16 protein-coding genes and 1 riboswitch are annotated in these 13,501 nt (G+C 49.9%); of the genes, 2 read left to right on the top strand and 14 right to left on the bottom strand.

Annotated features, from left to right (window positions below):
* The 14 genes from pduP to pduA are packed head-to-tail and all read right to left on the bottom strand — an operon-like array spanning position 1 to position 10,702.
* On the bottom strand, positions 1–1,386 hold the full coding sequence (pduP, locus tag BEG40_RS06455) for a CoA-acylating propionaldehyde dehydrogenase PduP (RefSeq protein ID WP_105285087.1): 1,386 nt from the start codon (positions 1,384–1,386) through the stop codon (positions 1–3).
* Positions 1,383–2,390, bottom strand: a complete 1,008-nt coding sequence (gene pduO / locus BEG40_RS06450) for a two-domain cob(I)yrinic acid a,c-diamide adenosyltransferase PduO (RefSeq protein ID WP_105285086.1) — start codon at positions 2,388–2,390, stop codon at positions 1,383–1,385. Before pduO ends, pduP begins: the two co-directional genes overlap by 4 nt.
* Positions 2,391–2,401: 11 nt before the next feature.
* The gene (locus BEG40_RS06445; RefSeq protein ID WP_105285085.1) at positions 2,402–2,677 is read right to left on the bottom strand and encodes a EutN/CcmL family microcompartment protein; all 276 of its coding nucleotides are present in this window, start codon (positions 2,675–2,677) and stop codon (positions 2,402–2,404) included.
* Between the two features lie 3 nt (positions 2,678–2,680).
* The gene (gene pduM, locus BEG40_RS06440) at positions 2,681–3,172 is read right to left on the bottom strand and encodes a microcompartment protein PduM (protein ID WP_105285084.1); all 492 of its coding nucleotides are present in this window, start codon (positions 3,170–3,172) and stop codon (positions 2,681–2,683) included.
* Positions 3,169–3,801 (bottom strand): phosphate propanoyltransferase, encoded by a 633-nt coding sequence (locus BEG40_RS06435; RefSeq protein WP_000361048.1) that lies wholly within the window; start codon positions 3,799–3,801, stop codon positions 3,169–3,171. Before BEG40_RS06435 ends, pduM begins: the two co-directional genes overlap by 4 nt.
* A 2-nt stretch (positions 3,802–3,803) precedes the next feature.
* Complete coding sequence (locus BEG40_RS06430; RefSeq protein WP_123058223.1) at positions 3,804–4,253, bottom strand: BMC domain-containing protein; 450 nt, start codon at positions 4,251–4,253, stop codon at positions 3,804–3,806.
* A complete protein-coding gene (gene pduJ, locus BEG40_RS06425) occupies positions 4,250–4,525 on the bottom strand; it encodes a propanediol utilization microcompartment protein PduJ (protein WP_001057752.1) in 276 nt (91 codons plus the stop codon). Before pduJ ends, BEG40_RS06430 begins: the two co-directional genes overlap by 4 nt.
* Before the next feature lie 19 nt (positions 4,526–4,544).
* Positions 4,545–4,895, bottom strand: a complete 351-nt coding sequence (locus tag BEG40_RS06420) for a glycerol dehydratase reactivase beta/small subunit family protein (RefSeq protein ID WP_000444011.1) — start codon at positions 4,893–4,895, stop codon at positions 4,545–4,547.
* Positions 4,885–6,717, bottom strand: coding sequence for a diol dehydratase reactivase subunit alpha (locus BEG40_RS06415; protein ID WP_105285083.1), 1,833 nt, complete (start codon positions 6,715–6,717; stop codon positions 4,885–4,887). Before BEG40_RS06415 ends, BEG40_RS06420 begins: the two co-directional genes overlap by 11 nt.
* Positions 6,718–6,726: 9 nt before the next feature.
* Positions 6,727–7,245, bottom strand: a complete 519-nt coding sequence (gene pduE, locus BEG40_RS06410) for a propanediol dehydratase small subunit PduE (RefSeq protein ID WP_001090589.1) — start codon at positions 7,243–7,245, stop codon at positions 6,727–6,729.
* A gap of 14 nt (positions 7,246–7,259) precedes the next feature.
* Positions 7,260–7,916 (bottom strand): propanediol/glycerol family dehydratase medium subunit, encoded by a 657-nt coding sequence (locus BEG40_RS06405; RefSeq protein WP_000405042.1) that lies wholly within the window; start codon positions 7,914–7,916, stop codon positions 7,260–7,262.
* Positions 7,917–7,925: 9 nt separating this feature from the next.
* Positions 7,926–9,590, bottom strand: coding sequence for a propanediol dehydratase large subunit PduC (pduC, locus tag BEG40_RS06400; RefSeq protein WP_001256908.1), 1,665 nt, complete (start codon positions 9,588–9,590; stop codon positions 7,926–7,928).
* Positions 9,591–9,608: 18 nt separating this feature from the next.
* Positions 9,609–10,421: a propanediol utilization microcompartment protein PduB gene (gene pduB, locus BEG40_RS06395; RefSeq protein ID WP_000097476.1), complete on the bottom strand. Its 813-nt coding sequence runs from the start codon at positions 10,419–10,421 to the stop codon at positions 9,609–9,611.
* Complete coding sequence (gene pduA, locus BEG40_RS06390) at positions 10,418–10,702, bottom strand: propanediol utilization microcompartment protein PduA (protein ID WP_001183614.1); 285 nt, start codon at positions 10,700–10,702, stop codon at positions 10,418–10,420. The genes pduB and pduA overlap by 4 nt, the downstream gene beginning before the upstream one ends.
* 510 nt (positions 10,703–11,212) lie before the next feature.
* On the opposite strand from pduA, the gene pduF reads away from it, so the two are divergent.
* Both pduF and pocR read left to right on the top strand, forming a co-directional pair.
* A complete protein-coding gene (gene pduF, locus BEG40_RS06385; RefSeq protein ID WP_105285082.1) occupies positions 11,213–12,022 on the top strand; it encodes a propanediol diffusion facilitator PduF in 810 nt (269 codons plus the stop codon).
* A 202-nt stretch (positions 12,023–12,224) separates the two neighbouring features.
* Positions 12,225–13,139 carry a transcriptional regulator PocR gene (gene pocR, locus BEG40_RS06380; RefSeq protein ID WP_000622041.1) on the top strand — a complete coding sequence of 305 codons (915 nt, stop codon included), beginning with the start codon at positions 12,225–12,227 and terminating at the stop codon, positions 13,137–13,139.
* 88 nt (positions 13,140–13,227) lie between these two features.
* A riboswitch (cobalamin riboswitch) is annotated at positions 13,228–13,402 on the top strand.
* The last annotated feature ends 99 nt before the right edge of the window (positions 13,403–13,501 follow it).

Genomic DNA, 13,501 nt, shown 5'->3' with positions numbered 1-13,501 from the left:
CTAGCGAATGGAAAAGCCACTGGTTAACACGCAGCGTCGTGAGCGGGCAAAAGTCCGTGCTGACGTTGTCCCTTCTCCGGTCGGTGTAGCAATGGTGAAGGTCGTAAAGCTTTCGCCGCCAACGCCAATACCAGCCCAGGAGGGACCGTTTTTGACAAAGATTGAGGTTTGCATAACGCGTGCAGCAAGGTTGAGTCGTGAGACGTTCTGCGAGTGCATAATTGCCGTGTGGTGCAAACCGTCTTCGACTTTCAGCGCCAGGGTGAGGGCGCTGTCAAAATCGCTGACTTTCACAATGGGTAGCATCGGCATCAGTTGTTCACAGGTAACCCAGTTATCATCGGCGTCAACAACGGCAATCAGTAATCGTGGCGTTTTCTGCGGTAGAGGAATTCCAGCCGCTTCCAGAAGATGGCATGGACTTTTGCCGACTAGTTTTTTATTGGCGACACCATCTGGCAGACAAACGGCGCGCAATTTTTCAGTTTGCTCATGGTTAAGAAGAAGGGCGCCAAAACTTTGCATCTGTTGAATTAAATACTCTGCCACTGACGCCACGACAATCAGGCTTTTTTCAGCGATGCACGGTAGGTTGTAATCAAAAGAAGCGCCGTTGATGATGTCTTCGGCGGCTTTCACAATATCCGCCGTTTCATCGACAATACACGGCGGGTTACCCGCACCGGCACCAATCACTTTCTTGCCACTTTTCATTCCCATGGCGACGATACCCGGACCGCCGGTAATCGCCAGAACGCTGATTTTAGGGTGCGCCATCATCTGTTCGGTGGCTGTAAAGGTCGGTTCAGATACGGTAACGATCAGGTTATGAATGCCACTACAGCGAAACGCGATGTCTTCGATTATGGCAATGAGTTTCAGCGATACGTTTTTGGCTCCCGGATGAGGACTGAAGTAGACGCTATTGCCTGCTGCCAACATGCTGATGCTGTTATTAATGACGGTTTCCGTGGGATTGGTACTCGGCGTGACCGAGCCAATAACACCAAATGGAGAGTATTCAAATAAAACCATGCCTCCATCACCGGTTAGTGCAGTGGTGGTTAAATCTTCAATTCCTGGCGTGTTATCAAGTGCCGCTTTGTTTTTCAGATACTTATCTTCTTTATTTCCCATCCCCGTTTCGCTGGCGCTTTCTTCTGCCAGTTCGGTAAGGCGGGGCGTTAATTCTTCGCGAATGGCGCTGATAATGGCGCTGCGGGTTTTAAGCGGACACTGTTGAAAGCGCAAAAAGGCCAGGTGTGCCGCGCAGACGGCCTCATCGACAGTCTGGAAAATCCCATGTCTTTGCACTTGTGACGTACTGGGCATCAGTTGTTCGCGCAGGATGTTGCGGATAATCATTTCTAATTCAGTCGTATTCATAGGTTTGCTCCTGCGTTAATTGCTGCCATTGCGGCTTGTGCAATATCCATATCTTGTTCAACGCTACCACCGCTGATGCCAAGTCCCCCAAGCAATATTCCGTCACGCCAGAGGGGAAAACCGCCACCAAAAGTGACGACTTTGCCTTGCATATGGCTTTCGAGTCCGTAAAGCGGCGCTCCGGGTTGTACGGCGTCAGCAAGTTTGTGTGTTGCCGTTTTCATCGCCACGGCGGTCCAGGCTTTTTTCGGTGCCAGTTCACTGCTGACCAGCAGGGCATCGGGCATCCGCCAGGTAACACTTTCTGTCCCGTTGGCATCAACAATGCTGATGACAACGGGAATATGTAGTTCATCCGCGCGTATTGCCGCGCTACGAATGAGCTGGTGAAGATCCTGAAAAGTGAGCGACATCGTGCGTTCCTTTAATGCTGGAGTGTGGTTGGCTTCGTGATAACGTTTTGTGATTTCCTGAATCATCAGGTTTTGATGAGCAACGTTGTCTTCCACGCGGGCGAGGGCATACAGGCAATCGGAAAGTCGGTTGATATAGTGCAACAAAACATGGCGGACGGTGGTTTCCGTTGTCAGTTCAACCAGACGTCTTTCAGCCCGCCGGGCCACCGTGCGGGCGACATGCATACGGCTCGCGGCTTCACAACGACCAGGCAAAATGAAGTTGTGAACTGGAGGGACAGCGTTCATTGCGCTATCGATCGCTTTTTCCAGCGCGGCAATTTCTTCTGTTCCGATGTAACGCTGCTGCGCTGACGGCTGTTCGCTTTCACTGGCGAGTTCGGCGCTAAACCAAAATATTTGTTGCTGAATGGCTTCCAGGAAGATGCGATGGCTTTCGATGGAGGTGGCGCAATAACACAGACTGAGCGTCGCGTTCAGTTCATCCAGCGTGCCATAGGCTTCGACACGTCGATGAGTTTTACTGACACGCTGTCCGGTAAATAGAGATGTACTTCCTGAATCACCTGTTCGGGTATAAATCGCCATCGTTAAAGTCCTTAGCGTGAAAGCGTATCGACAATGCCGACCACTGCCAGATCAATGGCTTCGTTGGGGTCGGAAAAAACATGTCTGGCGCTGGAGCCGCTGCTGAGGAGTACCAGTTCACCAACGCCTGCGCCGACTGAATCAACGGCAACTTCGTCGCCGGTTAACGGTGTGAGAGGCAATTCGCCGTCAGCACTGACCCGACGAACCAACAGCAGTTTTTTCCCGATAAGAGAAGGTGATTTTTGCGTGGATACCACCGCGCCAGTGACTCGAGCCAGATGCATGAGTTACTCCTGCCTGATTAACTGAATGTTTCGGGTAATTGCCGCGTCACGCGCAAGTGCGGTCACACAACATTTCCGCTGTAGTACCAGTATCCCCGCGCATAACGGTGCTACGTCGGCATAACTTAAAAGTCGACCACGATGAAGGTGGATTGGTTTTCCTTGTTCGTCGCACCAGGTTAGCGGTAGACGGGCGAGATTTTTCAACTTGATGGCGTTCAGGAAATGATGCTGCAACGATAATTGAATGTGCATTCCCCATGCTAACGCCTCGTGAAGGTGGATTACTGCCTCGTCTGACGTATTGTTCTCCGCAAGCTGTCGCAACAACGGCAGATCGACGTATCGAATATGTAACGATGCATACTGATGAACTATCTTGTGAACGCTGGCTTCTCGCAGTTGCGAAACGGTGAGCGTGAGTGTCTTTTCCGCACGTTGTTTCAGGCGAAAAATCACTTCGTCAACAATGCGTTGCATCAGCACATGATTCATGGCAGCGACACCAGCATGGCAAAAACGTCAGGATTATCAGCGCCTGCAGCGTTGGCTTCGTCGGTATCAATATGCATTTCAAGACGCATATCCGGTGAGACGCGAACAGCGACGTTATCAAATATCAGTCGTCGCTCATCACCTTCAATGGCGACCGCCACTTTATCGCCTTGCGTAACGCCATAAATCAGGGCATCGAGCGGAGACATATGAATATGCCGTTGCGCGACAATAACGCCAGAAGCGATTTCCAGTTCTGCAAACGGACTTATCAGACGAATCCCCGGTGTGCCGTTGAGATCGCCAGACATGCGTAGCGGAGCGGTGATCCCCAACGTTCTGGCATCAGTCCGGGAAATTTCCACCTGGCTTGCATTGCGTAGTGGTCCCAACAAACGAACGTTGTGCAATTTGCCTTTTGGTCCCACCAGCGTAACAACTTGTTCAGCAGCGAACTGACCTGGTTGCAATAACGGTTTTTTCTCGCTGATCGGTTGTTCAGGAAAAAGGCGTACATAATCCGCAGTTGAAAGGTGAATATGACGACTGGAGACGCCCAGAGGGATAGGGCGTTCGCGCATCTCATCCAGAACCTGGCTCACTGTTTCTTGCAAGGTTTGTTTGTCCATTGTTACTCCTCTCGCTTATCGGAGTGGAGGCAAAGTGAACGTGGCTCACCTTTTTGCCGTTGACACGCCGGATCAAGACACAAATTACAACTGATACTTTCTGAGGTGACTGTTGCTGCTGGTGTTTCGCTTGCTTCAACCCTTACATTCAGTGCTTCTGTTGTGCGGGACAGTATTCCCTCGCCTGGACGGGCAATCACTTTGTGCGCGACAAGACCATTTCTCTGCCCGGCGAAACTGGCACCCGTCTCGATCGCTGCATTAACCGAGGCGACGTCACCGGTGATTTTGATAACCGTCCAGCCTGAGCCATTGGTCTTCTCAAGGCCAACCAGCGTGATGGACGCGGCTTTTGCCATAACATCCGCGCAACTGATGGCGAGTGCCAGACCACTGACTTCAAGTAATCCCAGTGATTGCTTCACGCTGTGCTCCTTAGCGAATGGGGTTATGCAGATTTTGGTAAAATGGCCTCAACATCGCTGTGCGGCCGAGGGATGACATGGCAGGACTTCACTTCGCCAACGGCGCTTGCGGCGGCGCTCCCCGCGTCAACGGCGGCTTTTACTGCGCCAACATCGCCGCGCACCATCACTGTGATCAGACCTGAACCAATCTTTTCATAGCCGACCAGTTGTACGTTGGCGGATTTAACCATGGCGTCTGCGGCTTCAATCGCGCCGACTAACCCTTTTGTTTCAACCAGTCCCAGTGCGTTATTCATACGGTGTTTCTCCTGTGGATTATGAGTGGTATTCCTTGAAGGGAATCCCTTTGACCAGCCGGGCTGCGTTATTGCCGGTGCTGCGCCGGGTATGGTTATCTTGTTGATGCATCAGCGTAAACAGTGGCGCTGATGCCGGTAAGTTTTTGTAATGCACAATCAGTTTTTCCCGGTCACAGGCTATGCCAACCAACAGGGGAGACTGGCGAGCAGCCTGCCAGGCGCTATCGATGATTTCACCTGATGGAATGTGTTGAATGCGAAAGGGAATACCTTCCTCTTCAATGCCAAGAAGCACCTCATTCCATGTACTGATACAGTCACCGATTACTATGACGACAATGGCTGGTGCACGTTCTTTACTTTCCATGAACCGACTCCTTGTGCCAGGAGATGAGTAGCCCGGTAGCTACCGCATTGCGCGGCCCCTCGCTACCACGGATATTCCCCCGCCCGGCGACCAGTCGATAATGTGCCAACGCATCGGTGACTAACTGCGGGACTTCGAAATCCAGTGAAGAGCCGCCCACCAGTACGACGAACGGAATGTCGCGAATATTTCCACCAGGACTTACCTGACGTAGTGCGCGCAGGGCATTTGTTACGAAGACCCGCTCTTTTGCACTGCGACGAATGGTTCGCACTTTTTCCAGCGTTATATCACCGGGAATGGGCACCAGTTCGTCTGGTTTCACCACACAAACACGGGCAAATACCTGGGGGGATAGTGGGGTAGGGAAGAACTGAACGTTGCCGTCTTCGTGGCGTAAGTGGAACAGGCTTTCAACTTTTGCCAGTGGGTTTTTTTTGATCTCTTCTGCCAGATAGCGATCATTTAAGCCCAGTTCCCTGGCGATAATCATCGTCACCATGTCGCCCGCTCCCGCAAGGTGAGTGGCAATCATTTCCCCTTTTTGATTGATGATGGAGGCATCGGTAGAACCTGCGCCTAAGTCCAGAATGGCTAAGGGACGCATGGTTCCTGGGGTAGTTAAGGCTCCCTGAATGGCTGCCTCTGCTTCTGCGCCTCCGACCTGAACATCAACGTGCAGTTTTTGCTTAATTTCACTGGCGATCATCGCCATTTGCAGACGGTCGGATTTCACCATAGAGGCGATACCCACTGCCTGTTCCAGTGAAAATTCGCCTGCCAGACCACCGGTTACGCTGACGGGAACTGATGTATCTATCGCTAATAAATCCTGAATAAAAATTTCGTTGCTGGGTTTATTGGTCAGCTCCGCCATGGTCTGGCGAACATGTTCCAGCATTCCGCCGATGTTGGTGCCCGGTTCGCCCGTCACATTTTCCAGTTTTGGGCATTCACCGACCGCTTTCATAATGGCATCGGCCCCGGCAGCAACATCAACCCGAATTGTGCGCCCGGCAGAAAGCAATTCGATATTTCCGGCGGGTATCGAACGGGCTTTAACGTCGCCAGAAGGTGTTTTCACGACCACTGCTGAACGGTTGCCGATTAGCGCCCGTGCGACAGGAACGATATTTTTAGTCTCTTCAGCATTGAGGGCGAAAACGGTGGCGATCCCATATGGGTTAGACAGGGTTTCGATAACTTTCCCGGGAACGGCGACTTCAATAGCAGCTAACATGCCGAGCGGAATACGATCGATGTAGAGGACTTCATCAACAATGGGTAAAGGGATTTCCAGTCGGTTACTGACCAGCACACCATCGTCGCGTTGCAGAATAACGCCCGTTAGCTGATATCCGGCACGCACTGAGGAATTTATCATGGTTGCGATATCGGCAAAATCAAATGCCGATGACACGACCAGAATGTACGGTGTGTCCGCCGGGCGTGTTAACAACTCTTGCGGAGTGATGGTGAGTCCTACACCCAGCCCCACTCCGCCTGGAGTTTTCGGGTTGTGACCGATCATGGTTGATTCAGTGATAATGGTTTCCGTAATGGTTTCCATCGCCACATCGCCAATGACCGGGGTTGCTTCGTTGATACGAATAAGCGAAATATCGCTGACATTGATGCCGACTTTTTTCGTTGCCTGTGCGAGCGCCTCCTGAATGCCGTGTACGTTACGCAACGTACCTTTGATCCCGGTGGTTTCTGCCAGGGCGCTGCTCACGAACGACATTTCGCCAGACGCATTGAGCGTTGCCAGCGCAACCTCTGTGGATGAGTTGCCGATATCAATGCCTGCTATATATCGCATAGTTCGTCCTTAATCGTTGCCTTTCAGTTTTTTACGCTCGACATAGAGTTCCGCAGCTTCACGGACAAATGCGGCACAAATTTTGGCCTGATAACGACGTTCAAGATCGTCGGCAATGGCAATGAGTTCTTGCTTAGTCGAACGATAAGGGCGTAACGCATTGTAGATTTCGAGGATGCGATCATCCGGCACTGAGGTAAGCTCGGCGGCGCGTTCAAAATTCATCGCCAGGCGATCGCGTCCAGCATCTCTGGCAATCGCGGCCTGAATACGCAACGTTTCCGGGGTTATGCGCATGTCCTGGGCGGTGACTTTATCGCTGAGTACATTTTCCAGAGTGAAATCGTCGAGCGTTTTATTCGTCGCCGTTTTGACCCATTCTGGATGTTTATTTGCCAGCGGGTAATCACTCACTTTGGCGTTCAGTGTTGATGAGTGGGATGGCGCAGAGACAGGGGCTGTATCCTGGAGACTGTTCATTCGGTTCAACACGTCCCTGACCATCGACTCAATTGCATCGGTATTCATGAAGGTTTCCTTTGTTAAAACGTCACGCGCAGTTCTTGCGGTTTTTTGCCAGTGACCACGTACTTAGTCTCTTTAATATGCAAAATGGCAGATTTGGCCTGGTATTTCGGTCGTGCCATTTGATCATTGAGGGTCGGAACAGGTTGTGGAGACTCGCGCTTCGCATAACGCGCGGCGTTTTTGCCAATCTGGCGATACGTTTCCAGCGTCAACAAAGGTGCTTGTGGGAAAAGTTCCAGGTTAGACAAAGGAGGAAGACCTTGCTGGTGGATAACCGTGGTGCCTTTCGACTGAATACCAATAGCAATGCCGGAACCGCTAAGACGATCGCCTTCAACCGCCACGAAGGCGACATCAGACGATTTAAAGCAGCGAATCACACGGGCTTTAATACCTTCTTCTTCGATACCGGCAATCACCTCGCGCAATATGTTTTTATGCGGAATGCCGATAATATTGACGGTCTGCGCCAGACCAAACGCCGGACCTACAGCGATAATGACTTCATCTTGCTGAGTGCCTTGTTGGGCTTCGCCAATTTCGGTCAGAAAACTTTCGTTATCCGGCGCGGAAGAGACCGGTGCGCGAAATGAAACGGACTTATCGCTGGTTTGCATTTCTGCCAGCACGTCTTCGATTATCTGACGTAGTAATTTTTCGTTAATTTCCATTTCTCACCCTTAGTCAATTTCGTTGGGATCAAGTGCACCGGGAATATTTTTGATCTCTTCCCAGCGTTCCCCTTGCAGGCGATAACCCGTAGCCGGTCCGGCGTAATCATTGACGTCATTGACCGCAGAGAGCACTTGTCCGTCATCGACGATAATGGCTGAGGTATGGAGATAGTCGCCGGTCAGTTTCGCTTTTTGCATGTTGAGCATGTCCTGGGCGACATCGGTGAAACCGCCTTGTGCCAGGGCTTTCACCACTTCCAGGCTGTTACGGTTTTTATTGATAATTTCCTGGGCGAACTTGATGTCTTCCACGATGTTGCGCTCTGGCATATCTATCGAACCGTGGGCATAGGTTGCCGCTTCGACCTCTTCATCGGTGATAGGCGGTAATCCCATACCGGCAAAGACAGCCTGTAAAGCACGTGCGGCTTTATTGCGGATAGCGATAACATCTTCTTCGCGCACCGGTCGCAGGCCACCATCAACCTTCAGGTCACGTTGAATGACGTTGTAATCATCGAAGTCTTCGGCATCTTCGTTTGAACCGGCAAACATGTTGTCGTAGTTCGGCACAGCGGAAAAACCGGAAGAGATAAAGTCGGTGCCCGGCAGAAACTGCATCAGAAAACGTGCGGTACGGCGCATATCTGAGTGGGTAAAGGTCTGGTCATTACTGGAGGCGCATTCCAGATCCAGCGATGAACAAATTAAGTTTTCCGCCAGTACTGCGCGGATGCCTGACGGCACTGCCGATGGAACGCCGATGCAGCTTACGGAACCATTCTGTAGACCCTGAACGCCAGCAGCTTTGGTGATGTAAATGCAACGAGCCTCGAGATAAAGCATTGATTTGCCTTCAGCGTAGCCCATCTGCACTTCAGAGCCGGAGCCGGAAGTAAAGCGCATTTTTAAGCCGCGAGAAGCATAAGATGACGCGAGAAATCCTTTTGACCACGGTGTATCGTCGCCGTCGGTGAAAACAGGTTCCGTGCCGTAGACAGAAATCGTTTCGGCGTAGCAGGTATGGCCTAACATACCGAGTTTCAGTTCGGTGGCTTCCTCCAGTGAACACTGGGTCAATACGCCTGGGCGTCCCACCTGTGAACCGACCAGCAGAGCGATGGCGTTGAACGGTGCATAGCGAGCAACGGCAACGGTGGTTTCCTGTTCGTCAAATCCGCGCCATGCGCCTTCAGCCGCATCGGCAGCAATTTGTACCGGATTATCTTTGATGTTGGTGACGTGAGCCTGTTGCGATGGTGTTCGACGGGCGCGCATTTTCTGCATCGCCATCATCATCTCTACCACGTTCATCTGTGAAACCACTTCGACGATTTTGGCGGGCGTCATCGCGGTGGTCAGGGGAACAATATCGCTACGTTTGACATTTGGATCGCACAACATATTGGCAAGTTTGACCGAATCCATCGCGATGACTTCTTCAGCGCGCGCGAGATTGATACCGTAGCGAGCGATAAAGTGGTCGATCAGGTCAAACTGGCTGGCGGGTTTTCCATCTAGTTCGGTCACGACGCCGTTAACAATTTTGATTGACGGTTTAGGATCGTTCGGGCTTTCCATCGCAATGAAGCCTTCTTCAATCCACTCTTTAACGAAACCGTCCTGGTTGACCGGGCGTTTTGCCAGTGCTTCAAATCTTTTCGATCTCATGAATCTGCCTCAGGGAATTCAGATGTAGGAAGGGCGATCGTTTTTCGGTGTATCGCCGAGAGTCGAAAGTACGGTTTTACCGATTTCGCGTGCGGAGATGACCGCCTGGCGGACTGCGCCGGAGTCACCCGAGATAATCAGAATGACTTCATTGCTGTAGCTGGTGCCATGAGCAGGGGAGCTGTATGCCACGACATCCACATTGGCGGACTTCAGCGCGGTGTCGGCCATCAGAACACCCACAGCAGCCGGAGCGCCGACAATAACGCCACAAGCCCGTCCCAATGGAGCGCCAAACGCTTTTTCCAGTGCATAGCTGGCGCGGGCGGTATATTGCAGTTCAAGATGCCCGGCTTCGTTGGCGTAGACGTCGCCAAAAGTCCGGTCAAGCTCTTTCAGCGCAACTTCAATACCGCGTTTCACATCGGAAACATCATTGCCACCTAAGAGGATTAATGAGCCGTGTCCGGCACCGCCTTTGGTATCGCGAGGAAGTTCAATGCTAATAACTTCGGTGTTGGTGGCTTTTACTGCTTCATCAGCGGCCATAATGTGTGGCCCTGCACCAATACGTGCGCCCAGAATGCCAATGGAACGATAGCGTTTTTCAAGTTTCATCGCGTCCAATAGGGCGCTATCAACGTTCGCAATGACCAGACCTACCGTGTCGCCAATAGCGGTGCCAACAAATTCCGTTAATGTGCAGCTTTTTTCTGCCATAGCCGTCTCTCGTGTTTGATGATTGGTTTCCGGGAGAACCTCATGCTCCGGTGTCGCTACGCGGGCGATGACCTGCGCCATGATCTGTTCGACCAGTTCATTGCTGCTCATGGGTTAATTCCCTTTGGTAAGATTTTCTCGACATCGGTATGTGGGCGGGGGATAACGTGTACGGCTTTCACTTCGCCGACATTACGCGCAGCGGCGGCACCTGCATCTGTTGCCGCTTTAACCGCCCCGACATCACCACGAACGATGACGGTCACCAGCCCGGAACCAATTTTTTCGTAGCCGACCAGCAATACATTTGCCGACTTCACCATGGCGTCTGCGGCCTCTATGGCGGCAGTTAATCCTTTGGTTTCTACCATTCCTAACGCTTCTTGTTGCATAAAGACCTCGCCTGGATTTTTTGACGATATGACTATAAAAAAAAGCGAGGAAAAAGAATGGCTGACTTAATCGCTAATGAGAAAAATTAATAGAGGGCAAATGTTATAAAATTGCTTTCAGAGAATATATGTTATTCATTTATTGGTTGTTTTTGGCATGGTTTGATGTGAATTAATTGCATTGAGACGGCGCTTTTAATTTGAAATAATATTTCGTCGAGTTTGGTTTGCTAAAATTAACTGTGATATTTGTTTAAATTTTATTATGCAGGTATGGCAATTTTTTATTGTGTCAGTTTAGCGATATTCATAACTACAATAGTGATGATTGCTGTGGTGAATGCTATGGCGATGACAATAATTTGCTATAGCAACACGATTTTTCCATGAATCTGGTATGCATGTTGGCAATATTTTTTTCAGCGCAATTTTTATAGTTGCGTTCGATATACACAACAATCAGCGCATTGTTGGCTGATAAAGAAAAAACTCTGTGAAAAAGGTGTCACTATGAATGATTCACTCAAGGCGCAATGCATTGCCGAGTTTTTGGGCACCGGACTGTTCCTCTTTTTTGGCATTGGTTGTTTGTGCGCCCTAAAACTTGCCGGTGCAAGTCTGGGACTGTGGGAAATTTGTATTATTTGGGGGTTAGGTATTTCACTTGCTGTTTACCTTACGGCAGGCATTTCCGGTGCTCATCTTAACCCGGCGGTTACTATTGCTCTGTGGTTGTTTGCCGCTTTTCCTGGTCGTAAAGTGCTGCCATTTTGTGTGGCACAATTAGCGGGAGCCTTTGGTGGTGCGGTTCTGGCATATTTTTTATACAGCAATTTGTTTGCCGATTTTGAATCTGCTCACAATATGGTTCGTGGTAGTGCAGAAAGTTTACAACTCGCCAGTATCTTCAGTACTTACCCGGCAGCGGCGATAAATGTATGGCAGGCTGCATTGGTTGAAGTGGTCATAACGTCCATGTTAATGGGGGTGATTATGGCGTTGACCGATGACGGTAATGGCGTACCCAAAGGACCGCTTGCGCCTTTACTTATTGGTATTCTGGTTGCAGTTATTGGTGCTTCTACCGGACCATTAACCGGTTTTGCCATGAATCCAGCGCGTGATTTTGGGCCAAAAATTTTCACCTGGCTTGCTGGTTGGGGGGAAATTGCAATGACTGGCGGACGCAATATTCCTTATTTTATTGTACCCATTATTGCTCCGGTCATTGGAGCCTGTGTGGGGGCGGCGATTTATCGCTTTCTTATTGCACAAAATTTACCTGTCAATAGTGTTACGCCTAAAGATGTCAGCGAATAGTGAAATAACCTGGCGGTTATAAACGTTTATTTTTTTAGTGTTTGTGATCTGCTTTCCGAACTTATTAAAAAGTCTCCCGCTTCATGGAGGCTTTTGTTATTGTCCGTTGTGCTTCTCGTCAGTAAATCATTAAGGATGATGTGAAGATTAAATGTAAAACAATTGTTTTGCTATAACAATAAATTAACTGGGAGGTTTTATCATGATTTCTGCGGCGACACTTAATTCAGAACTCATTAATAAAATCGCACAGGATTTTGCGCAGGCGACTAGTCTTGCGGTTGTCGTGGTCAATATCCACGGTGATGAAATCTCCGAGCTGTTTAACTTCACCCCATTTTGTCAGATGATGCGCCAACACCCTCAGCTTAGCACTCGCTGTCGCATGAGCGATCGTTGTGGTGGTCTGGAAGCCTCTAAATCCGATCAGCCTTGTATTTACCGCTGTCATGCAGGGTTAACCGATTTCTCTATTCCTCTGGTGATTGCCGGGCATTTAGTCGGCTTTGTGTTGTGTGGACAAGTTCGCCTGCGTAATGATGATGTTGACTTGATCGATATTCTGAATGTCGATGATTGTTGGCAAGCCGACCCAGAATTACTTAATGAGTTTCGCAAAGTTCCTGAAATGGATTACTCGCGGGTTATGGCCTCTGCTGATTTGTTGAAGTTGATTGTGGAAAATTGCCTCAAAAAGCAACTCAATTTTGTCGTTATTAAAGAGAATAAACCTCATTCGGGGTCAGTTCGTCAGACCCGTGCACCTAATCCCCATGATAATAAAATGAAAAAAGCATTGCGCTATATCGATGCGCATTTATCAGACGATTTGCGTCTGGAAGATGTTGCCTCGCATGTTTATCTAAGCCCTTATTACTTCAGTAAGTTGTTTAAGAAATATCATGGGATTGGTTTTAATGCGTGGGTAAACCAACAACGAATGGCCAGCGCCCGTGAGCTGCTGTGCCATAGTGACTGGAGTATCGCCAGTATCGCGCGTAATTTAGGCTTCTCACAAACCAGCTATTTCTGCAAAGTTTTTCGCCAGACGTATCAGGTGACTCCGCAGGTATATCGTCAGCAAATTAGTGAAAATGTAGCAGCGGAAACAGCATAAATTTAATGTGGAAAATGAGGGATGATTAAATAGACTCTGGCAATATTAATTAACGTTATTTGCGTGTTATGGGATAAGTGAGATCAGCTCATAACATACGCTGACAGGTTCGGCACATTTGTGCCTGGGAAGAGGGTGAAAATCCCTCGCAGCCCCCGCTGCTGTAATGCTGACAACCCCGAAAATACCACTGATCGCGAGATTGGGAAGGCCGGGGAAGGATGATGCGAAGCCAGAAGACCAGCCTGTCAGTCAATACCAACAACTTCGGTGGGAAGTGGGTTGTCCGGAAGCGCCCGGTTGAGTACTGGCGCGTCTTTATACCCCTACCACCCTGAGAGGATCAGGGTATGGCGGCATCA

This window comes from Escherichia sp. MOD1-EC5495 (assembly GCF_002965965.1).
GTDB classification, from domain to species: Bacteria; Pseudomonadota; Gammaproteobacteria; order Enterobacterales; family Enterobacteriaceae; genus Escherichia; species Escherichia ruysiae.
The sequence above is the reverse complement of the archived record's forward strand: the minus strand, read 5'-3'. Positions and strand labels throughout refer to the sequence as shown.